The organism is Streptomyces sp. NPDC028722, from assembly GCF_040637655.1.
GTDB lineage: Bacteria > Actinomycetota > Actinomycetes > Streptomycetales > Streptomycetaceae > Streptomyces.
The window spans coordinates 280,045-304,574 of sequence record NZ_JBEZWU010000002.1; the positions used below are offsets into that span (position 1 = coordinate 280,045).

At 76.6% G+C, this 24,530-nt stretch carries 3 protein-coding genes; 2 read left to right on the top strand and 1 reads right to left on the bottom strand.

What is annotated here, in order from left to right:
• Positions 1-72 precede the first annotated feature (72 nt).
• Both AB0F03_RS03840 and AB0F03_RS03845 read left to right on the top strand, forming a co-directional pair.
• Positions 73-10,779 (top strand): type I polyketide synthase, encoded by a 10,707-nt coding sequence (locus tag AB0F03_RS03840; RefSeq protein WP_361986206.1) that lies wholly within the window; start codon positions 73-75, stop codon positions 10,777-10,779.
• A gap of 110 nt (positions 10,780-10,889) precedes the next feature.
• Positions 10,890-21,398, top strand: coding sequence for an SDR family NAD(P)-dependent oxidoreductase (locus AB0F03_RS03845; protein WP_361986208.1), 10,509 nt, complete (start codon positions 10,890-10,892; stop codon positions 21,396-21,398).
• Between the two features lie 101 nt (positions 21,399-21,499).
• On the opposite strand, the gene AB0F03_RS03850 is transcribed toward AB0F03_RS03845, so the two are convergent.
• A complete protein-coding gene (locus tag AB0F03_RS03850) occupies positions 21,500-24,307 on the bottom strand; it encodes an AAA family ATPase (RefSeq protein ID WP_361986210.1) in 2,808 nt (935 codons plus the stop codon).
• Positions 24,308-24,530: the final 223 nt, after the last annotated feature.

Below are 24,530 nucleotides of genomic sequence, written 5' to 3' on the forward strand. Positions count from 1 at the left end.
CTCGGGGGCCGTCACTACGGTGTGGAAAAAAGGTGAGGAAAACCGGTGTCGGCCGAAAGTGGAGATGCGTGGATGAACGGGCCCGGACACGACTCAGCCCTGGCACGACGGCTCGCCACGGCCGTACCGTCCCAGCACCGCAGGCTGGTGACCGAACTGGTACGCCAAGCCGTGACCGAGGCGATCGAGACGGCCCGGCCGGGTACGCCGGCCGCACTCGACGCGACCGCCCCCTTCGCCGCGCAGGGACTCGACTCGCTCGCCGCGGTCGACCTGCACCGGCGGCTGACCGAGCGCACCGGCCTGGAGCTGCCGGTCGGCCTCGCCTACGACTGCCCGACCGTCCACGACCTGGCCGCCCGGCTGCTCGCCGAGGTCCACGGCCGGGCGGACACCCCCGGCGGGCCCGCCGGTGACGCCACCGCCGACGAACCGGTCGCCGTCGTCGGCATCGGCTGCCGCTTCCCCGGCGGCATCGCCTCGCCCGCCGACCTGTGGCGGCTGCTCACCGACGGCGGCGAGGTCCTCTCGGACTTCCCGCGCGACCGCGGCTGGGACCTGGACGCCCTCTACGACGAGGACCCCGAGGTGCCCGGCAGCACCTACGTCCGCAGCGGCGGATTCCTCGACACCGCCACCGAGTTCGACGCCGACTTCTTCGGCATCAGCCCGCGCGAGGCCCTCGGCATGGACCCGCAGCAGCGGCTCGTCCTGGAGACCTCCTGGCAGGCCCTGGAGGACGCCGGCATCGACCCCACGGCGCTGCGCGGCACCCCGGCCGGCATGTTCTTCGGCGCCGAGATCCAGGAGTACGGGCCGCGCCTGCACGACGCCCCGGACGGCCTCGACGCCTACCTGCTCGCCGGGAACGCCAACAGTGTCATCTCCGGCCGCGTCGCCTACGTGCTGGGCGCCGAGGGCCCCGCGGTCACCGTCGACACCGCCTGCTCCGGCTCCCTGGTCGCCGTCCACCTGGCGTGCCGCTCGCTGCGCCAGGGCGAGTCCTCCCTCGCCCTCGCGGGCGGCGTGGCCGTCATGGGCGGCCCCGGCGTGTTCACCGCCTTCAGCCGGCAGCGGGGCCTCGCACCCGACGGGCGCTGCAAGGCGTTCGCCGCCGCCGCGGACGGCACCGGATTCGCCGAGGGCGTCGGCGTGCTCGTCCTGGAACGGCTGAGCGACGCCCGCCGCAACGGCCACCGGGTGCTGGCCGTGGTGCGCGGCTCGGCCGTCAACCAGGACGGCGCCTCCAACGGCCTGACCGCGCCCAACGGGACCGCCCAGCAGCGGCTGATCCACCGGGCACTCGCCGACGCCGGTCTCACCGCCGCCGACGTGGACGTGGTCGAGGCCCACGGCACCGGCACCCGGCTCGGCGACCCCATCGAGGCCACCGCGCTGCTCGCCACCTACGGCCAGGGCCGCCCCGCCGGCACCCCGCTGCTGCTCGGCTCCGTCAAGGCCAACCTCGGGCACACCCAGGCAGCCGCCGGCGCCGCCGGGCTGATCAAGACGATCCTCGCCATGGAGCACGGGCGGATACCGGCGACCCTCCACGTCGACGCGCCCACCCCGCACGTCAACTGGTCGTCCGGGGCCATGGAACTCGTCACCGCGGAGCGTGCCTGGCCCGACAGCGGACGGGTCCGCCGGGCGGGCGTGTCGTCGTTCGGGGTCAGCGGCACCAACGCCCACGTCATCCTGGAACAGCCGGAACCCGGGCCCGAGGAGTCCGGCCCGGACGGCCGCCCGGCCCCGCCCGCCGGGACACCGCTGCCGTTCGCCCTGTCCGCCCGGGGCGAGGCCGCCCTGCGGGCCCGCGCCGCCGATCTGCTGCCCCTGGTGGACGAGACCGACCCGCTCGACCTCGCCCACGCGCTGGCCACCACCCGGGCCGCCCTGCCCGACCGGGCCGTCCTCGTCGCCGCCGACCGCGCCGAACTGCGCGCCGCCCTCCACGACCTGGCCTCCGGGACCACACCGCTCACCGCGCGCGCCGACGGCGAACTCGGCTTCCTGTTCACCGGGCAGGGCAGCCAGCGTCCCGGCATGGGCCGCGAACTCGCCGCCGCCCACCCCGTGTTCGCCGGCGCCCTGGACGACGTCTGCGCCCATTTCGACCTCCAGCTCGCCCGGCCGCTGAAGGAGATCCTGTTCGCCGGGCCCGGCACCCCCGAGGCCGAGCTGCTGCACCGTACCGAGTACGCGCAGCCCGCCCTGTTCGCCGTGGAAGTCGCCCTGTACCGGCTCCTGGAGAGCTGGGGCCTCACCCCGGACCAGCTCGCCGGGCACTCCGTCGGCGAGATCGCCGCCGCCCACGTGGCCGGGGTCCTCACCCTCCAGGACGCCACGATCCTGGTCGCCGCCCGCGGCCGGCTCATGCAGGCGCTGCCCGAGGGCGGCGCCATGGTCGCCGTACGCGCCGCCGAGGACGAGGTGGCACCGCTGCTCACCCCGCGCACCGGCATCGCTGCGGTCAACGGGCCCGCCGCCGTCGTGGTCTCCGGCGACACGGCCGACGTGGAGCGGATCGCCGCCGAACTCGCCGCGCGCGGCCACGACACCAAGCGCCTCAGGGTCAGCCACGCCTTCCACTCGCCGCTGATGGAACCGATGCTGGCCGAGTTCCGCCGCGTCGCGCACGTCCTGGACTACGCCGAGCCGGCGCTGCCCGTCGTCTCCACCGTCACCGGCCGCCCCGTCACCGCCGAGCTCAGCGACCCCGAGTACTGGGTGGAGCACGTCCGCGCCCGGGTCCGCTTCCACGACGCCGTCCGCGCGCTCGCCGACGCCGGGGTCCGCACGTTCCTGGAGGTCGGCCCGGACGCGGTGCTGTCCGCCATGGGCCCCGACTGCACCGACGCACCCGGCACCGCCTTCCTGCCGGTGCTGCGGCGCGAGCGGCCCGAGGCCCGCGAGGCCGTCACCGCGCTCGCCGCCGTCCATGCCCGGGGCGTCCCCGTCGACTGGCGGCGGCACTTCGCCGGCCCGGCCGGACGCCACGTCGACCTGCCCGGCTACCCCTTCCAGCGGCGCCGGTTCTGGCTGGAGCAGCGCCCCGCCACCGACGCCGCGGGCCTCGGCCAGCTCCCCGCCGGCCACCCGCTGCTCGCCGCCGTGGTCGCCGTCGGCGCCGAGGGCGTCGTACTCACCGGCCGGCTGTCCACCCGGACCCAGCCCTGGCTCGCCGACCACGTCATCGCCGGCCGGGTGCTGTTCCCCGGCACCGCCTTCGTCGAACTCGCCCTGCGCGCCGGCGACCACGTCGGCGCCACCACCCTGGAGGAGCTGACCCTCGGCGCCCCGCTCGTGCTGCGCGCCGACGAGGACGTCGCCGTACAGGTCGCCGTCGGCGAACCCGATGACTCCGGACGCCGCGACGTCACCGTCCACACCCGCGCCGACGAGGCCGCACCCTGGACCCGGCACGCCGCCGGCGTCCTCACCACCACCGCCCCGCCCGCTCCGGCCGGCCTGACCGAATGGCCGCCGCGCGACGCCCGGCCCCTCGACACCACGCGCGTCTACCCGGACCTCGCCGACCAGGGCTACGGCTACGGACCCGCCTTCCAGGGGCTGCGCGCCGCCTGGCGGCACGGCGACGACGTCTACGCCGAGGTCGCCCTGCCCGAGGACACCGCCGCCGACGCCGGCGCGTTCGGCCTGCACCCGGCGCTGCTCGACGCCGCGCTGCACGCCGCCGACCTCGACGCCCCGCCCCGCTCCGAGGTGCTGGTGCCGTTCGCCTGGACCGGCGTCACCCTGCACGCCACCGGCGCGTCCGCCCTCCGCGTGAAGATCACCCACGGCGGCGGCGAGACCATCGCCCTGCACCTCGCCGACGCCACCGGCGCCCCGGTGGCGGCCATCGACGCCCTGACCTCCCGCCCCGTTCCGGCGGGCGACGCCCTGTACGCCGTGCGGTGGTCGCCGCACCCCCGGCCGGCGACCACCGCGCCCCTGCGCACCGCCGTGCTCACGGACTCCGTCGAGGCGCTGCTCGACGGCCCCGCCCCGGACGCCGTCGTGCACCGCGTCCCCGGCCCGGCGGGCGCCGACGCCACCGAGGCACGCGCCCACGTCCACCACGTCCTGCGGCTGCTGCGCACCTGGCAGGCGGACGAGCGCCTGGCCGGCACCCGGCTCGTCGTCGTCACCCGGCCCGCCTGCCCCGCCCACGCAGCCGTCCGCGGCCTGGTCCGCTCCGCCCAGGCCGAGAACCCCGGCCGCTACGTCCTCGTCGAGCACGAGACGCTGCCCTCCGAGGCCGGCCTGCGTCAGCTCCTCGCCACCGGCGAACCCGAACTGTCCCTCGCGGACGGCGGGTTCAGCGTGCCCCGGCTGACCTCGCGGCCCCCGGGCGAGGAACCCGCCGCCGACTGGGGCACCGTCCTCGTCACCGGCGGCACCGGCGGCCTCGGCGCGCTTCTCGCCCGGCACCTGGTCCGCGCCCACGGCGTGCGCCGCCTGGTGCTCGCCGGCCGCCGCGGCACCGCCCCCGCCCTGCACGCCGAACTCACCGCCCTCGGCGCCGAGGTGACCACGGCCGCCTGCGACGTGGGTGACCGCGAGGCGCTGCGCCGCCTGCTGGAACAACACCCCGTCGACTCCGTCGTCCACGCGGCGGGCACCGTCCGCGACGGCATCGTGGAAACCCTCACCGACGAGATGGTGGACGAGGTCTTCCACGCCAAGGCGCTGGGCGCCTGGCACCTGCACGAGCTGACCCGGGACCGCGACCTCGCCCACTTCGTGCTGTTCTCCTCCCTCGCCGCCGTCCTCGACGGCCCCGGCCAGGGCAACTACGCCGCCGCCAACGCCTACCTCGACGCCCTCGCCGAGCACCGCGCCGCCCTCGGCCTGCCCGCCACCTCCCTCGCCTGGGGCCTGTGGGCCACCGACAGCGGCATGGGCGCCGCCCTGGACGACACCGCCCGACAGCGCATCGCGGCCTACGGCATCCCCGGACTGTCCGCCGCACGCTCCCTGGAGCTGTTCGACGCCGCCGTCCGCTCCCGCGCCCCCCACCTGGTGCCCGTGGAGATCGACGCGGCCGCCGTACGCCGCCGCCCCGACGGCATACCGCCGCTGCTGACCGCCCTCGTCCGCCCGGTCACCCGCCGGGCCACGGCGAACACCGCCCCCGCCCGGGCCGCGGACGGACAACTCGCCGCGCTGCCCGCCGCCGACCGCGACCGCGCCCTGCTCGACCTGGTGCGCACCGAGGTGGCGGCCGTGCTCCGGCACGACGGGCCGTCCGCCGTCGACCCCGGCCGGGCCTTCACCGACCTCGGCTTCGACTCGCTCGCCGCCGTCGAACTGCGCAACCGGCTGGGCACCGCCACCGGGCTGCGGCTGCCCGCCACCCTCGTCTTCGACCACCCCACCTCCCGCGCCCTCGCCGGCCACATCCGCGACACCCTCTTCGGCACCGGCCCGCGGGACACCCCCGCCGTCCCGGCCCGCACCGCCCCCGACGACGACCCGATCGCCATCGTCGGCATGAGCTGCCGCTACCCCGGCGAGGTCCGCTCCCCGGAGGACCTGTGGCGGCTCGTCGCCGACGGCACCGACGCGGTCGGCGGCTTCCCGGCGGACCGCGGCTGGGACACCGAGGCGCTCTACGACCCCGAACCCGGCACCCCCGGCCGCACCTACACCCGCGAAGGCGCCTTCCTGTACGACGCGGCCGAGTTCGACCCCGGCTTCTTCGGCATCGGCCCGCGCGAGGCCATCGCCATGGACCCGCAGCAGCGGCTCCTGCTGGAGGTGTCCTGGGAGGCGCTGGAGCGCTCCGCCATCGACCCGCACCGCCTGCGCGGCTCCCGCACCGGCGTGTTCGCGGGCGTCATGTACCACGACTACGGCACCTGGCTCGCCGAGGTCCCCGACGACCTCGCCGCCTACCTCGGCAACGGCACCCTCGGCAGCGTCGTCTCCGGCCGGGTCGCCTACGCCCTCGGCCTGGAGGGGCCGGCCGTCACCGTCGACACCGCCTGCTCCTCCTCACTGGTCACCCTGCACCTGGCGGCCCAGGCGCTGCGGCAGGGGGAGTGCGACCTCGCCCTGGCCGGCGGCGTCACCGTCATGTCGACGCCGGACACCTTCGTCGACTTCGCCCGGCAGCGCGGGCTGGCCGCCGACGGCCGCTGCAAGTCCTTCGCCGCCGCCGCCGACGGCACCGGCTGGGGCGAGGGCGCCGGCGTCCTCGTCGTCGAACGCCTCTCCGACGCGCGCCGCAACGGACACCGGGTGCTGGCCCTGGTCCGCGGCTCGGCCGTCAACCAGGACGGCGCCTCCAACGGCCTGACCGCCCCCAACGGCCCCTCCCAGCAGCGCGTCATCCGCGCCGCGCTCGCCACCGCCGGGCTCACCCCCGCCGACGTGGACGCCGTCGAGGCGCACGGCACCGGCACCACCCTCGGCGACCCCATCGAGGCCCAGGCGCTGCTCGCCACCTACGGCCAGGACCGCGCCGAGCCGCTGTGGCTGGGCTCGGTGAAGTCCAACATGGGGCACACCCAGGCCGCCGCCGGTGTGGCCGGTGTCATCAAGATGGTCATGGCGATGCGCCACGGCGTCCTGCCGAAGACCCTGCACGTCGACGCGCCGTCCCACCAGGTCGACTGGAGCGCCGGCGCCGTGGAGGTGCTCACCGAGCGACGCCCGTGGCCCGAGACCGGCCGGGCCCGGCGGGCCGGTGTGTCCTCGTTCGGTATCAGCGGCACCAACGCCCACGTCATCCTGGAGGAGTCCACCGAGCCCGCGCCCCCGCGGCCGGACCCCGCCACCGCCCCGCCGGTGCTCGCCCTCCCGGTCTCCGCCCGCTCACCCGAGGCCCTGCGCGGCCAGGCCCGGCGCCTGCTGGAGCTGACCGGCACCGCCTCCGCCGATCTCGGCCTGGCCCTGGCCACCACCCGCGGCACCCACCCCCACCGCGCCGTGCTCCTCCCGGCCGGCGACGACGGGGCCACCGCCGCGCTGGCCGCCCTGGCCCACGGCACCGAGGCCCCCGGGCTCCTGGTCACCGGCTCCGCCACCGACGGCACCCTCGCCTACCTGTTCTCCGGCCAGGGCGCCCAGCGCCCCGGCATGGGCCGCGACTGGTACGACGCCTTCCCCGTCTACGCCGAGCACTTCGACCGCGCCGCCGCGCTCTTCGACAAGCACCTCGAACGGCCCCTCGCCGAGGTCGTCCTCGGGGACGACGCCGAGACCCTGGAGCGGACCGCCTACACCCAGGCCGCCCTGTTCGCCACTCAGGTCGCCCTCTACCGGCTGCTGGAGTCCTTCGGGCTGCGCCCCGGCTCGCTGGCCGGGCACTCCGTCGGCGAGTTCGCCGCCGCGCACGTCGCCGGGGTCTGGTCGCTCCAGGACGCCGTCACCGCGGTCGCCGCCCGGGGCCGGCTCATGCAGGCCCTGCCGCGGGGCGGCGCGATGGTCGCCGTACAGGCGTCGCCGGAGGAGGTCGCCCCGCTGCTGGACACCGAGCGCTGCGGGATCGCCGCCGTCAACGGCCCCCGCGCCGTGGTCCTCTCCGGCGACGAGGACGCCGTCACCGAGGTCGCCGCGCACTTCACGACCACCCGCAGGCTGCGCGTCTCGCACGCCTTCCACTCGCCCCGCATGGACCCCATGCTGGCCGCGTTCCGGGAGGTCATGGCCGGCCTCCGGGCGGCCGAGCCGGCCGTACCCCTCGTCTCCACCCTCACCGGCGCCCCGGCCACCGCCGCCGAACTCGGCTCCGCCGACTACTGGGTACGGCATGTGCGGCAGACGGTGCGCTTCGCCGACGCGGTCGCGACCCTGGCCGCGCAGGGCGCCGGCACCTTCCTCGAACTCGGCGCCGCACCTGTGCTCACCGCCCTGGGTCCCGACTGCCTGCCGGACACCGAGGCCGCCGAGGACACCCTCTTCGTCCCCACCGCCCGCAAGGACACCGCCCAGCTGCCCGGCCTGCTCGCCGCCCTGGCAGCCGTCCACACCCGGGGCTTCGACGTCGACTGGGCGGTGCTGTACGAGACCTACGCGGGACGCCGGGTCGACCTGCCCACCTACGCCTTCGAGCACCGCAGGTACTGGCTCCCCACGCCCGCCGTCGCCGTCGGCGACGCCGCCGGACACGGACTCGCCGCTGCCGGCCACCCGCTGGTCAGCGCCCGCCTGGACCTGCCCGGCGACGCCGGTGTGCTGCTCACCGGCCGGATCTCCACCGCCACCCACCCCGTCCTCGCCGAACACGCCGTGCTGGGCACGGTCCTGGTGCCCGGCGCCGCGCTCGTCGACCTCGCGCTGCACGCCGGCCGCCTCACCGGCCGCCCCGTCCTCCAGGAGCTGACCCTCCAGGCCCCGCTGGCGCTGCCCGCGGACACCGCCGTACACCTCCAGGTCGCCGCCGGCGCCGACGGCACCGTCGAGATCCACTCGCGCGCCGGGAACGCCCCGGCCGGCGAGGGCTGGACACGCCACGCCACCGGCACCCTCACCGGACCCGCCGCCCCGGCCCCGGCCGCGTCCGGTGCCTGGCCGCCGCCCGGCGCCACCCCGCTCGACGTCACCGGCCTCTACCCGCGCCTGCACACCGAGGGTTACGACTACGGCCCGGTCTTCCGCGGCGTCCGGGCCGCCTGGCGGGACGGCGACACCCTCCTCGCCGAGCTCGAACTGCCCGCAGCCGCACGACCGGACGCCGCCCGGCACGCTCTGCACCCCGCGCTGCTGGACTCCGCCCTGCACGTCACGTCCCTCCTGGACGGCGGGGCGGCGCCCGCCGAACCGTCCGGCGGCATCGCCCTGCCCTTCGCCTGGACGGGCGTCACCCTGCACGCCCAGGCGTCCCTCACCGCCCGCGTCCGCGTCACCCCGGGCCCCGACGGCACCCGCCTCGAACTGGCGGACGCCGACGGCCGGCCCCTCGCCACCGTGGAGTCGTACGTCACCCGGCCGGTCACCGCGGACCGGCTCACCCCGGAGCGGCGCCGCCACCTGTACACCGTCACCGACACACCGCTGCCCGCGGCCGCCGGCCGCCCCGACCGCCGCAGCTGGGCCGTCCTCGGCGACGACGACCTGGGCCTCGGCGTCCCGGTGCACGCCGGCCTGGACACCCTCGGCGCCACCGTGCCCGACGTGGTGATCCTGCCGGTCACCGCCCCGCCCGCCGACGGCGGGCACCTGCCCGGCGCCGTGCGCACCGCACTCGGCCGCACCCTGGACCCCCTGAAGGCCTGGACGGCCGACGACCGCTACGCCGGCTCCGTGCTCGTGGTCCTCACCGGCGGCGGCCTCGCCGACACCGCGGTGCACGGACTGGTCCGGGCCGCGCAGGCCGAGGACCCCGGCCGGATCCTCCTCGTCGCACGGGCCGCGCCCGACGCACCCGTACCCGACCGCGCCGCCCTGGCCGCGCTTCTCGACTCCCACGAGCCGGAGATCCGCTGGCGCGACGGCCGCGCCCACGCCCCCCGCCTGGTCCGCGCCGAGGCATCCCCGGGCACGGACCGCCCGTGGGGCACCGTCCTCGTCACCGGCGGCACCGGCGGGCTCGGCGCGCTGGTCGCCCGCCACCTGGCCGCCCGGCACGGCGTCACCCGCCTGCTGCTGACCAGCCGTCGCGGCCCCGGGGCACCCGGCGCCGCCGCACTGCGCGCCGGCCTGGCGGACCTGGGCGCCGAGGCCGACATCGTCGCCTGCGACGTGTCCGACCGTGCCGCGCTCGCCGCCCTGCTCACCGCGCACCCCGTCGACAGCGTCGTCCACACCGCCGGCGTCCTCGACGACGGCCTGGTCACCTCCCTCACCCCGGCCCGGCTGGACACCGTGCTGCGGCCCAAGGCGGACGCCGCCTGGCACCTGCACGAGCTCACCCGGGACCGGGACCTCGCCCACTTCGTGCTGTTCTCCTCGGCCGCAGGCACCCTCGACGCCTCCGGCCAGGGCAACTACGCCGCCGCCAACGTCTTCCTCGACGCGCTGGCCGCCCACCGCGCCGCCCTCGGCCTGCCCGCCACCTCCCTGGCCTGGGGCCTGTGGTCCGGCGGCGGCATGGGCGCCGCACTCGACACGGCCGAGGTCCAGCGCATCGAACGCACCGGCATCGGCGCGCTCGACCCGGACGAGGGCCTGGAGCTGTTCGACGCCGCCGTGGCCTCCGGCAGCCCCGCCCTGGTCCCCGTACGGCTGGACACCGCCGCCCTGCGCCGGCGCGGCGGTGACGTGCCGGCCGTGCTGCGCACCCTGGCCGGCGTCACCGCCCGCCCGGACCACGACGACCACGCCCGCACCCTCGGCGAGCAGCTGGCCGGACTGCCCGTCGCCGACCACGAACACACCGTGCTGGAAGCGGTCCGCACCGAGGCCGCCGCCGTCCTCGGGCACGCCGGACCGGCCGCCGTCGAACCGCGCCGCGCCTTCACCGAGCTGGGCTTCGACTCGCTCGCCGCCGTGGAACTGCGCAACCGGCTGAACACGGTCAGCGGACTGCGCCTGCCGTCCACGCTGATCTTCGACTACGCCACCCCGGCGGCGCTCGCCGGCCATCTCCTCGAACGGCTGCGACCGGAACCCGAGCCCGTCGCGGCCGCGTCCGGCGGCGACGACGAACTGCACGCCGTCCTCGCCCGCATCCCCGTCGCCCGCATCCGGGAAGCCGGCCTGCTCGACGGCCTGCTGAAGCTGTCCGAGCCCGACGCGGACCGGGCACCCGCCGACCGGGCCCTGGACATCAAGTCCATGGCCGTGGCCGACCTGGTACGCGCCGCGCTCGACCGCAGCGGCACCTGACCTCATCAGGTGCCGGACGACGCGCCGCGTCCGGCACCGGGCCACCCCCACCCGGCGCACCCTCCACCGCGTCACCAGCGCCGCCGAGCCAGCAGGGAGCGACACCGACCGTGGACACATCCGTCGAGCAGATCGTCGAGGCGCTGCGCGAGTCATTGCTCGAGAACGAGCGGCTGCGCCAGCGACACGACCAGGTCACCGAGGCGGCGCGGGAGCCCGTCGCGATCGTCGCCATGAGCTGCCGCTACCCCGGCGGCGTCAGCACGCCCGAGCAGCTGTGGCAGCTGGTCGACACCGCCACGGACGCCGTGGGTGACTTCCCCGCCGACCGCGGCTGGGACGTCGACGGCATCTACGACCCCGACCCCGACGCCCCCGGCCGCACCCACGTCCGCGAAGGCGGGTTCCTGTACGACGCCACCGAGTTCGACCCCGGCTTCTTCGGCATCAGCCCGCGCGAGGCCGTCGCCATGGACCCGCAGCAACGGCTGCTGCTGGAGACCGCCTGGGAGGCGTTCGAACGCGCCGGCATCGACCCGCACAGCCTCAAGGGCAGCCGCACCGGCATCTACGCGGGCGTCATGTACCACGACTACGGCAGCTGGCTCACCGAGGTCCCGGAGGGCGTCGAGGGCTACCTCGGCAACGGCAACCTGGGCAGTGTCGCCTCCGGCCGCGTCTCCTACGTCCTCGGCCTGGAGGGGCCCGCCGTCACCGTCGACACCGCCTGCTCCTCCTCGCTCGTCGCCCTCCACCTCGCCGTGCAGGCCCTGCGCACCGGCGAGTGCGGCCTGGCCCTCGCCGGCGGCGTGACGGTGATGTCCACCCCCGACACCTTCATCGACTTCTCCCGCCAGCGCGGCCTCGCCCTGGACGGCCGCTGCAAGTCCTTCGCCCAGGGCGCGGACGGCACCGGCTGGGGCGAGGGCGCCGGCCTGCTCCTGCTGGAACGGCTCAGCGACGCCCGGCGCAACGGCCACCCCGTGCTGGCCGTGGTGCGCGGCTCGGCCGTCAACCAGGACGGCGCCTCCAACGGCCTGACCGCCCCGAACGGCCCCTCCCAGCAGCGCGTCATCCGCGCCGCCCTCGCCGACGCCCGCCTGGAACCCCGCCAGGTGCACGCCGTCGAGGCCCACGGCACCGGCACCCCCCTCGGCGACCCCATCGAGGCGCAGGCCCTGCTCGCCACCTACGGCCAGGACCGCGCCGAACCGCTGTGGCTGGGCTCGGTCAAGTCCAACATCGGGCACACCCAGGCCGCCGCCGGCGTCGCGGGCGTCATCAAGATGGTGCTGGCCCTGCGGCACGGCCGGCTGCCGAGGACCCTGCACGCCGAACAGCCCACCTCCCAGGTCGACTGGGAGGCCGGCGCCGTCGAACTGCTCACCGAGGCCCGCGACTGGCCCGCCGACGGTGAGCCCCGCCGCGCCGCCGTCTCCTCCTTCGGCATCAGCGGCACCAACGCCCACGTCATCGTGGAGGCCGCCCCCGGGACCGAGCCCCGCAGCACGGAGCCCTCCTGGACCGGCCCGCTCCCGCTGGTGCTGTCCGGCAACGGCACCCAGGGCCTCGCCGCCCAGGCCCGCCGCCTCCTCGACCACCTCACCACCGGCGCCGACCCCGTCCCGGACATCGCCCACACGCTCGCCACCGGACGCGCCGCACTGGCCGAACGGGCCGTCGTCACCGGCGCCGGCCTGCCCGCCCTCACCGCGGGCCTCACCGCCCTCGCCGAGGGCGACGACACCGCGCCGAACGTGGTGCGCGGCCGGCCGGCCGGCGAGTCCCGCATCGCCTTCGTCTTCCCCGGCCAGGGCTCCCAGTGGCCCGGCATGGCCGCCGAACTGCTCGACACCTCCCCGGTGTTCGCCGCGCGCATGGCCGACTGCGCCGCGGCCCTCGCGCCCGTCACCGACTGGGACCTCGTCGAGACCGTGCGGGCGCGGCAGCCGCTGGAGCGGGTGGACGTCGTCCAGCCCGTGCTGTGGGCGATCATGGTGTCGCTCGCCGAGGTGTGGCGCGCGCACGGGGTCCGGCCCGCCGCCGTCATCGGCCACTCCCAGGGCGAGATCGCCGCCGCCTGCGTGGCCGGCGCCCTCTCCCTCGCCGACGGCGCCCGCGTCGTGGCCCTGCGCAGCCAGGCCATCGCCCGGGAACTCTCCGGCCGCGGCGGCATGATGTCGGTGGCCCTGCCCGAGAACCGGGTGCGCGACCTCGTCGCCCGCTACAAGGGCCGGATCTCGGTGGCCGCCGTCAACGGTGCCTCCTCCGTGGTGCTGTCCGGCGACGCCGACGCCCTGGACGAACTCCGCGAGACGATCGTGGCCGGCGGCGACCGCGCCAAGCGGCTCCCGGTGGACTACGCCTCGCACAGCTCCCACGTGGAGTCGATCCGGGAGCGGCTGCTCGCCGACCTGGCGGACGTCCGGGCCCGGTCCGCCGAGGTGCCGTTCTACTCCACCGTCACCGGCGCCCGGCTCGACACCACCGGCCTGGACGCCGGCTACTGGTACACCAACCTGCGGCAGAGCGTGCTGTTCGAGCCGACCACGCGGACCCTGCTGGACGCCGGGTACGGGGTGTTCGTCGAGTGCAGCCCGCACCCCGTGCTGCTGCACAGCATCGAGGAGACCGCCGACGCCACCGGCGCCGACATCACCGGTCTGGGCTCCCTGCACCGCGACGACGGCGGCCCCGAGCGCCTGCTGACCGCGCTCGGCGAAGCCTTCGTCGCCGGCGTCCCCGTGGACTGGTCGCCCGTCTTCGGCGACCAGCCGGTCCGCGCCGCCGACCTGCCCACCTACGCCTTCCAGCGCGAGCGGTACTGGCTCGGCCGGTCCGCCACCACCGGCGACGTCACCGCCGCCGGCCTGGAGACCACCGGCCACCCGCTGCTGGGCGCCGCCGTCCCGGTCGCCGAGGGCGGCACCGTGTTCACCGGCCGGCTCTCCACCGCCACCGCGCCCTGGCTGGCCGACCACGCCGTGTCCGGCATCCCCCTGCTGCCCGGCACCGCCCTGGTGGAACTCGCGCTCGGCGCCGGCCACGACCTCGGCTGCGCGCACCTCGCCGAACTCACCCTCCAGGCACCGCTGACCCTGCCCGACCGGGGCGCGGTCCAGCTCCAGCTGCACGTGGCCGCCCCCGACGACACCGGACACCGCGCGCTGAGCGTCCACTCCCGCCCCGAGGGCGCCGACGACACCGCCTGGACCCGGCACGCCACCGGCCTGCTCGCCCCGCGGACCACCGCTCCCTCCTTCGACCTCACCGCCTGGCCGCCCGCGGGCGCGCAGCCGGTACCGGCCGAGGACGCCTACGACCGCCTGGCCGGCCTCGGCTACGACTACGGGCCCGCCTTCCAGGGGCTGCGCGCCGTCTGGCGGCGCGGCGACGAGACCTTCGCCGAGGTCGAACTGCCCGTGGACGCCGACGGCTTCGCCCTGCACCCGGCCCTGTTCGACGCCGCCCTGCACGCCGACGGCCTCGTCACCGACGGCCAGGACACCGCCCGGCTGCCCTTCTCCTGGACCGGGGTCTCGCTGTACGCGGCCGGCGCCACCGCGCTGCGGGTCCGGCTGCACGGCGGCGAGACGCTGTCCCTCCAGCTGGCCGACCCCACCGGCGCACCGGTCGCCGAGGTGGAGGCCCTGGTCTCCCGGCCCGTCGACCCGGCCGCGCTCACCTCCACCGCCCGCGTGGACGACCTCTACCGCCTGGACTGGCCCGCCCTGCCCGTGCCCGCCACGCCCGCACCGGAACACGCCGTGCTGGACGAACGGGGCCCGGCCGCACTGGACCTCGTGCCCGACTGGGTGGTGCTGGCGGCCGGCGGCCACGACGACCCGGTCACCGGCGCCCACCGGGCCACCGAGCGGGCGCTGGCCGCCGTACAGGACTGGCTGGCGGACGAACGCACCGCCTCCGCACGCCTGGTGGTGCTCACCCGGGGCGCCGTGGCCGTGGGGGAGGAGGACGTCACCGATCTGGCGGGCGCCGCCGTGTGGGGCCTGGTGCGGGCCGCGCAGGGCGAGCACCCCGGGCGGTTCGTGCTGGTGGACGGCGGTGATGCCGCCGCCGCGGTGGCCGCCGCGGCGGCCGGCGGCGAACCCCAGCTCGCCCTGCGCGACGGCACCGCGCACGTCCCCCGCCTCGCCCGCACCGCACCGCCGGGCCGGGCCCCGCGGCTCGACCCCGAGGGCACCGTACTCGTCACCGGCGGCACCGGCGTCCTCGGCGCCGTGGTCGCCCGGCACCTGGTCGCCGAGCACGGCGTACGCCGCCTGGTGCTGGCCGGGCGCAGCGGCACCGCGGCCGACGACTTCGCCGGCCTGGACGCGGAGATCGTCGTGGCCCGCTGCGACGCCGCCGACCGAGGCCAACTCGCCGCTCTCCTCGCCGGGATACCGCCCGAGCGCCCGCTGACCGCGGTCGTCCACCTCGCCGGCGTCCTGGACGACGGCCTGCTCACCGACCTCACCCCCGAGCGGCTGGCCGCCGTGCTGCGGCCCAAGGCCGACGCCGCCTGGCATCTGCACGAGCTGACGCGCGACCTCGGTCTCGCCGCGTTCGTGCTGTTCTCCTCCGCCGCCGGCACGGTCGACGGCGCGGGCCAGTCCGGTTACGCCGCCGCCAACGCCTTCCTCGACGCGCTGGCCGCCCACCGCAGGCACCACGGCCTGCCCGCGCACTCGCTGGCCTGGGGTTTCTGGGAGCAGCGCACCGGGCTGACCGCCCACCTCACCGACGCCGACGTGGCCCGCATGGCCCGCGCGGGCGTCCGCCCCCTGTCCACCGAGGCGGGCCTGCGTCTGCTCGACGCCGCCCTGGGCGCCGACGAGCCGCTGCTGCTGCCGATCGGTCTGGACCTGGCCGTCCTGCGCCGCGCCCCGGACGTCCCGGCCGTGCTGCGCGCCCTGGTGCCCGCTCGCGCCCGCCGTACCGCGGCCTCCCGCACGGACTCCGCGTCGTTCGCCGATCGGCTCGCCGCCCTGGGCCCCGCCGAACGCGACGCGGCCCTGCTGGAGCTGGTCCGCACCCAGGTCGCCACCGTGCTCGGCCACGGCAGCGACATGACGCTCGACCCGCGCCGCTCCTTCCGCGAGGTGGGCTTCGACTCGCTGACCGCCGTGGAACTGCGCAACCGCCTGGGCACCGCGGTCGGCCTGCGCCTGCCCGCCACCCTGGTCTTCGACCACCCCGACGCGGACGCGCTCGTGCGACACCTGAGGACGGAACTGTTCGGCGCGCAGGCCGAGACGGCCACCGAAGTCGCCGTACGGGAACGGGAAGCGGACGAGCCGGTCGCCATCGTCGCCATGGCCTGCCGCTACCCCGGCGGCGTCAGCACCCCCGAGGAGCTGTGGCGGCTGCTGGCCGACGGCGGCGACGGCATCGGCGCCTTCCCCGCCGACCGCGGCTGGGACCTGGACGGCCTGTACGACCCGGAGCCGGGCAAGTCCGGCCACTCCTCCACCCGGTCGGGCGGGTTCCTGTACGACGCCGCCGACTTCGACCCGGACTTCTTCGGCATCGGCCCGCGCGAGGCCTTGGCCATGGACCCGCAGCAGCGGCTGCTGCTGGAGACGTCCTGGGAGGCGCTGGAGCGGGCCGGCATCGACCCGCACTCCGTGCGCGGCAGCCGTACCGGCGTGTTCGCGGGCGTGATGTACCACGACTACGGCAGCCGCCTGCACCGCGTCCCCGAGTCCGTGCGCGACCACCTCGGCAACGGCAGCCTCGGCAGTGTGGCCTCCGGCCGGGTCGCCTACACCCTCGGGCTGGAGGGCCCGACGCTCACCGTCGACACGGCGTGCTCGTCGTCACTGGTGGCACTGCACCTGGCCGCCCAGTCGCTGCGGCAGGGCGAGTGCACGCTGGCGCTGGCGGGCGGGGTGTCCGTGATGTCGACCGTCGACACGTTCGTGGACTTCAGCAGACAGCGCAACCTCGCCGCCGACGGCCACGCCAAGTCCTTCGCCGACGCGGCGGACGGCACGGCCCTGTCCGAGGGCGCCGGCATGCTCGTCCTGGAGCGGTTGTCGGACGCCCGGCGTCATGGGCACGAGGTGCTGGCGGTGGTGCGGGGTTCGGCGGTGAACCAGGACGGTGCGTCCAACGGGCTGACGGCGCCGAACGGTCCGTCGCAGCAGCGGGTGATCCGGCAGGCACTGGCGTCGGCCCGGTTGTCGGCCGCGGACGTGGACGTGGTGGAGGCGCACGGGACGGGGACGACGCTGGGTGACCCGATCGAGGCGCAGGCGCTGCTGGCCACCTACGGTCAGGACCGTGCGCCGGAGGCTCCGTTGTGGCTGGGCTCGGTGAAGTCGAACATCGGGCACACGCAGGCGGCCGCGGGGGTCGCGGGTGTCATCAAGATGGTGATGGCGATGCGCAACGGGGTGCTGCCCAGGACGCTGCATGTGGACCGGCCGTCCACGAAGGTCGACTGGGACGCGGGACGGGTACGGCTGCTGACCGAGGAGCGGGACTGGCCGGCGACGGACCGTCCGCGCCGGGCGGGCGTCTCCTCCTTCGGCATCAGCGGCACCAACGTGCACACGATCATCGAAGAGGCACCGGCCGAGGAGCCCGCGCCGGACCCGCGGCCGGCACCGGCCCCGCTGCTGCCCCTCGTGATCTCCGGCGCCACCCCCGAGGCGCTGGCCGCCCAGGCGGCCCGGCTGCGCACGGTCGCCGACCGGCCGCTGCCCGACCTCGCCCGCTCCCTGGCCACGGACCGCGCCGCCCTCACCCACCGGGCCGCCGTCGTCGCCCGCGACCGGGACGAGCTCCTCGCCGCACTCACCGCGCTGGCCGACGGCACCGTCACGGACAGCGTGGTCCGCGGCCGGCCCGGCACCGGCGGGACCGCCTTCCTCTTCACCGGCCAGGGCGCCCAGCGCCCCGGCATGGGCCGCGGTCTGTACGCCGCCCACCCCGTCTTCCGGCAGGCGCTGGACGAGGCCTGCGAGGCACTCGACGCCCACCTCGACCGCCCGCTGCGGGACGTGATGTGGGCCGAGCCCGGCACCGAGGCGGCCGGCCTGCTCGACGACACCCTCTACACGCAGAGCGCCCTGTTCGCCGTCGGGACCGCCCTGTACAGACTGCTGGAGTCCCACGGCGTACGGGCCGACCGGCTCGCCGGCCACTCCATCGGCGAACTGACCGCCGCGCACGCCGCCGGAGTCTGGGACCTGGCGGACGCCGCCCGGCTGGTCACCGTGCGCGGCCGGCTCATGCAGGCACTGCCCGCCGGGGGCGCGATGCTCGCCGTCGACGCCACCGAGGAGGAGGTGCTGCCCCACCTCGGCCCCGACGTGTCCGTAGCCGCCGTCAACGGACCCCGCGCCGTCGTCGTCTCCGGTACCGGGGCCGCCGTCGACGCGGTCGCCGCGGCCTTCGCCGGCCGCCGCACCAAGCGGCTGCGGGTCAGCCACGCCTTCCACTCCCCGCTGATGGACCCGATGCTCGCGGAGTTCGAGAAGACCGCCCGCGAGCTGCGGTACGCGCCGCCCGCCCGCCCCGTCGTCTCCAACGTGACCGGAGCGCACGCCGGCGAGGACGAGCTGTGCGACCCCGCGTACTGGGTCCGGCACGTCCGCGAGGCGGTCCGCTTCGGCGACGGCGTCCGCGCGCTGGAGGCCGACGGCGTGCGCACCTTCGTCGAACTCGGCCCCGACGCCGTCCTGTCGGCCATGGCCGCGCACGCCGTCACCGACGCCGAACGGTCGGCCTTCGTCCCGGCGCTGCGCCGCGACCGCGACGAGGAACGGACCTTCGCGGCCCTGCTCGGCACCGTCCACGTGCGCGGGGTGCCCGTCGACTGGCGGCGGGTGTTCGCCGGCACCGGCGCCCGCCGCACCGACCTGCCGACCTACGCCTTCCAGCGCCGGCGGCTGTGGCTCGACGACGAGCCCGGCGCGGTCGCCGACGCGGCCGGCCTCGGGCAGGCCCCGGCCGGGCACCCGATGCTCGGCGCGGCCCTGGAGCTGGCCGGCGACGACCGGGTGGCCCTGACCGGCCGCCTCTCCCTGGCCACCCATCCCTGGCTCGCCGACCACGCCGTGGCGGGCGTCGTCCTCGTCCCGGGCAGCGCCTTCGTCGAACTGGCCGTCCAGGCCGGCGACCGCACCCACTGCCCGCACGTCGAGGAACTCACCCTGGAACGCCCCCTGGTGCTGCCCGAGCACGGCGCCGTCCACCTCCAGGTGGCCGCCGCGGCCCCGGACACCGACGGCCGCCGCCGCCTCACCGTGCACGCCCGCCCGGAAGGCGCGGACGGCGCGTGGACCCGGCACGCCACCGGCGTCCTCGCCCCCCGCACCCTGCCCGAACCGGCCCCCGCGACCCACTGGCCGCCCACCGGAGCCGTCCCCGTCGACGTCACCGGCACCTACGACCACCTGGCCGAACAGGGTTACGCCTACGGCCCGTCGTTCCGCTGCCTGCGCGGTGCGTGGCGGCTCGGCGAGGAGGTCTGGGCCGAACTCGCCCTGCCGGACGCCGACGCGGCCGACGGGTTCGCCCTGCACCCGGCGCTGCTCGATGCCACGCTGCACGCCATCGACCTGCTCGACGGCCAGGACCCGACCGTGCTGACCCTGCCGTTCTCCTGGGAGGGCGTCACCCTGTACGCGACCGGCGCCACGGCCGTGCGGCTGCGCCTCACCCCGCACGGCACCGACCACCTGACCCTGCGCCTGTACGACGGGGCGGGCGCACCCGTGGCCGAGGTGGCCGCGCTGCGCATCCGCCAGGTGAGCGCCGAACAGCTGGCCGCGGCCGCGCCGGAGCCCGGCGACCTGTTCCGGGTGCGGTGGACCGAACTGCCGGTCACCGCCGACGGATCCGCACCCGCACCCCGCACCCTCACCGTGGACACCGACCCCGGAGCCGCGCCCCCCGCGGCGGCCCGCGAGAGCGCCGTACAGGCCCTCGCCGCGCTGCGGCGCCACCTCGCCGACGCACCGGACGACGCACCGCTGGTGGTGCTGACCCGGTCCGCCGTCGCCGTCCGGGCCGACGGCGCGCCCGACCCGGCGCAGGCCGTGATCTGGGGCCTGGTGCGGGCGGCGGCGGTCGAGCACCCCGGCCGGTTCGTGCTCGCCGACACCGACGGCGACCCCGCCTCGGCCGCCGCCCTCCCGGCCGCCGTCGCCACCGGCGCACCCGAACTGGCGCTGCGCTCCGGCACGGTGTACGTGCCGGAGCTGGCACGGGTCACCGACCCGGAGCCGGGCCGGGCGCCCGCTCTGGACCCGGCGGGAACCGTCCTCGTCACCGGCGGCACCGGCAGCCTCGGCCGGCTGCTGGCCCGGCACCTGGTCACCCGGCACGGCGTACGCCATCTGCTGCTCGCCGGCCGCAGCGGACGGCTTCCACAGCCCGGCGCCCTGGACGAACTGGCCGCCCTGGGCGCGACGGTGACCGTGGCCGCCTGCGACGTCACCGACCGGACCGCGCTCGGCGCCCTGCTGGCGTCCGTGCCGGCCGAGCACCCGCTGACCGCCGTGGTGCACGCCGCGGGCGTCCTGGACGACGGCCTGCTCACCGACCTCACCCCCGAGCGGCTGGCCGCCGTGCTGCGGCCCAAGGCCGACGCCGCCTGGCATCTGCACGAGCTGACGCGCGACCTAGGTCTCGCCGCGTTCGTGCTGTTCTCCTCCGCCGCCGGCACCCTGGGCGCGGCGGGCCAGGCCAACTACGCCGCCGCGAACGCCTTCCTGGACGCCCTGGCGGCGCGGCGCCGCGCCGAGGGGCTGCCAGGGCTCTCGCTGGGCTGGGGACTGTGGGACACGGGGCAGGGCATGGCGGGCGGGCTCGGCGAGACCGAGTTGCGCCGGCTGGCCCGCGACGGCATCCTGCCGCTGCCCGCCGACCGGGCGCTGGCCCTGTTCGACCGCGCGCTGACCGCCGGGGGCTCCCCGGCCGCCGACCGGGCCCTTTTGCTGCCGGTCCGGGTCCAGGTCACCGAGGCCGCCCCCGCTCTGGTCCGGGGCCTCGCCCCCGCGGCCGGACGGCGCACCGCCCGGACGGCGGCCACCGCCGCGCCCGCGCCCGCGTCCGCCGAGCCGCTGCCGCGGCGGCTGGCCGGGCTGGGCACCGCCGACGCCCTGCGCCTGCTGGTGGAGACGGTGTGCGGACACGTCGCCGACGTCCTCGGACACGGCTCCGGCAGCGCCGTGGACCCCCAGCGCTCCCTGGGCGACCTGGGCGTGGACTCGCTGGCCGCCCTGGAGCTGCGCAACCGGCTCGGCGCCGACACCGGCCTGCGGCTGTCCACCACGCTCACCTTCGACTACCCGACCTCCGACGCCCTCGCCCGGCACCTCTTCGCGGAGCTGGGTGGCGACACCTCCGCCGGACCGGTCGACATCGAGGCCGAAGTGGTGCGTCTGGAGGCGGCGCTCGGCGCGGCGCTGGACTCGGCCGCGCTGGACGAGGAGCAGCGGGCCCGGGTGGCCGCCCGGCTGCGCACCCTCAGCGCGCGGTGGGACGGCACCGGGGAGTCGCCGGAGAGCGGCCCCGGGCAGACCGGCGGGGCGGCCCTGGAGACGGCCACGGCCGACGAGCTCTTCGGCATCCTGGACGACGAACTGGGGAGCTTCGACTGACCGTACGGCAGGCGGGGCGCGGCCCCACCGGTGACACCACCGGTGGGGCCGCGCCCCGTTCCGTTCTCCCCTGTCCCCGGCCGGTGCGGCGCCGGGCCCGCTCAGCCAGCGGACGAGTTGGTGCAGGCCCAGCGGTCCGACAGCTTGGGGATGCGATGCTCCAGCATCTTCGACGGCAGCTCCGAACGGCTGGCCACGTTCAGCTTGCGGTAGACCCGGGTGAGGTGCTGCTCCACCGTGCTGATCGTGACATGCAGGCGGGCACTGATCTCGCGGTTGGTGTAGCCGAGCGCGGCCAGCCCGGCGACCCGGCACTCGGCGTCGCTGAGGATCGCGGGGCCACCCTCGGACTCGGCGGCCTCGGCGCGTGCCGGGTCCTCCAGCAGGTGGGCGTCGACCGGCGACTCGATGCGGCAGGCCTCGGCCTCCCGGGCCGCCTGCCGCGCCACCAGCCGGGCCCGGGCGTACTCGCCCAGCTCGTAGTGGGCCGCGGACAGGTCGGCGTACGCCTGGGACAGCGCGTAGCGGTCGCCGCACGCCTTGAGCAGGTCGATCGACTCGCGCAGCAGCGAGCCCCTGCGGTGCGGCTTGCAGGTCGCGGCCAGCAGGCGCAGTGCCATGGCCCGGGCGCGGGAACTGTGGCCGCCGGGCAGCCGCAGCTGCTCCTCGGCCCATTCGCGGGCCGCGCGGGGCTTGCCGATCCGCAGGTTGGCCAGGGCCAGGTCGGACCGCCAGGGGATGCCCTTCTGAAGGCTGGGGTTGCCCTCGCGCAGCAGCCGCCCGCACGTCTCGAAGTCGCCCAGTGCCGCGAAGGGCCGGTCGGTGGCGAGATAGTGGTGACCGCGGGCACGCAGGTACTGGATACCGAACACGGTCCGGTACATGGGTTCCGGCACATCGTGCCGGAGGAGTTCCTCGGCCTCGGCGTAGGAGCCCATGGCGGTGTGCGCGGAGATCGCCGTCGCCAGCGGGAGGCCGATGAGCACGCCCCAGCTCGGGGCGGCCAGGATGCCGAGCGCGGCGAGTGCGCCCCGCGACGCGGCGGTCACGTCCCCCTGGAGCAGGGCGATCTCCGCCCGGATGGAGCCGAGCAGAGCCTGCCAGGTCGTCGCCCGGCGCTCCACGGCGCACTCCAGCAGCCCGTCGCAGGCCTCGGCGGCGATCGCGGGCCGGTCCGCGTGGGCGATCGCCAGCAGGGACATCGCGACCAGCTCGAGGTTCAGATGGTCCAGTCGGTGCCCCTGGAGGGCCTGGGCGACGGCCGCCGATGACTCGTCGGTGGCCTCGCCGCCGACGAGTGCGGCCACCCGCGAGGCCAGACCGCCGGAGTGGGCCCGCACCTTCCGGGGGTACGGGTCGAGGCCGGTGACCTGGGCGCCCCTGCCGGGGAGCGCCACGCCGTAGAACCACTGCCGGACGAATTCCACCTCGGCGACGATCTGTGCGTCGGCGGGCGACTGGACGTCGACGAGCGTGGCCACGGCCTGGGCGGCCAGCTCGGTGTCGCCCCGCCACAGCAGGTACCGCAGCACGGTGGCGGTGTCCCGCATGCTCAGCTCGCCGTCCAGCGCGGCCTCGCGCAGCGGTTCCAGATGGGGGCCGGCCGCCGCCGGGTTGGTGCGCCACTCCGCGCGCGCCACGGCCACCGACAGGGCGTGGCGTTCCTGCTCGTCGGTGCAGTCGCGCAGGACCAGGCCGAGGTAGCCGGTGCAGCGCTCCACGTCGTCCGCGGCCAGCGCCTGTTCCGCGGCGGCGCGCAGGACGGCCGCGCCCCATGGCGCCGGGACGGTGTCCGCGGCGTACAGATGACGTGCCACCTCGACCGCGGGGGCGCCGGAACGATACAGCAGGTCGGCTATCCGGCCGTGGAGTCCGGCGCGGGCGGCGGCGTCCATGTCCTCCAGGACGGCCGCGGCGGCGGTCGGGTGCCGGAAGGCGTGACCGTCCAGCAGGCCGGAGGAGTTGAGGATGTCCACGGCTTCCTGGGTGCCGGCGGGTGTGGTGCCGGCCAGCTCGCCGACGGGGACCGTCTCCGCCAGGGTGCCGAGCGCGGCCAGGGCCCGGGCCACCCGGACGTGGCACGCTTCGCCGCGGTGCAGCAGCGACAGCACGGCCTGGCGGTAGGCGGCGCCGGCGATGGGCCGGTCGATGTCGGGGCCGAAGCGGGTGCTGTCGTCCAGCAGGGCGTGCACGAGCAGCGGGCTGCCGGCGGTGGCCCGGTGGTAGGCGGTGCGCACGTGTCCCGGCAGCGCGCGTCCGGCCTGGGCGGCGAGCAGTTCGCCGACGCCGGCCTCCGACAGCGGGGCCAGCCGCACCCGGCGGTGCGGCTGGCGGAGGAGCTCGGTGTGGGCGGCCGAGCGCATCTCGCCGAAATGGCCGGAGGTGGCGCACACGACGAGCACCCGCCGGGAGCGGCTGCGGCGCAGCAGGTGGACGACGGTCTGGAGCGAGGCCTGGTCCATGGCGTGGGCGTCGTCCAGACCGAGCACCAGGGGGTATTCGTCCGGGACGAGGTGCAGCAGAGTTTCGGCCGCCTCATGAGCGGCGAGCGGGGGGAGGGTATGCGGCCCGGGGGGCCAGGAGCGGCGGTTCTCCGCCGGGAAGTGCACCGCCGGGGACGCGTGGTGTGATGCCGAGAACGCATGGTGTGACATTGCGCACTCCGCCTCCGCGTTGCGCAGTAATTGCCCGACCAGGCTCAGCGGTTGTTCTCGTTCCCCCGAAGAGGCCGTACCCGTCAGTACGCACGCGTCGGTGCTGTTCAGAGTGGTGAGGAATTCATGCATCAGCTGGGTCTTGCCGGATCCGAGGCCGCCCGTGATGATCACGAGCCGGCCGTTTCCCCGCGTGCTGTCGGTGAACGCCTCGGACAGGGCGAGCAGTTCTCTCGAACGACCGAAAAGGTGCATCGTGGGTCCCCCCATAGTTTCTTTCCCCGAGCCGGAACGTACGCCGTTCCTCCCGCGCAGGCGCGGTGCCGCACAACGCCGCGGGGCGAGTGTGTGAGGACGGCGGCGCCGCGGCAAAGGCGGCGCGCCGCACCGGTCCGGCCCCTGGCGGACGGGTCCTGACCGGCGGTGAAGCGTGGGCGCGTCCGCCGGAGTGATCCGTGCCCGCGTCGCGCGAGAGGCG

Excerpts from the sequence above, each read along its gene's own strand:
- AB0F03_RS03840 (WP_361986206.1), top strand. The coding sequence starts at position 73 with ATGAACGGGCCCGGACACGACTCAGCCCTGGCACGACGGCTCGCCACG.
- AB0F03_RS03850 (WP_361986210.1), bottom strand. The coding sequence starts at position 24,307 with ATGCACCTTTTCGGTCGTTCGAGAGAACTGCTCGCCCTGTCCGAGGCG.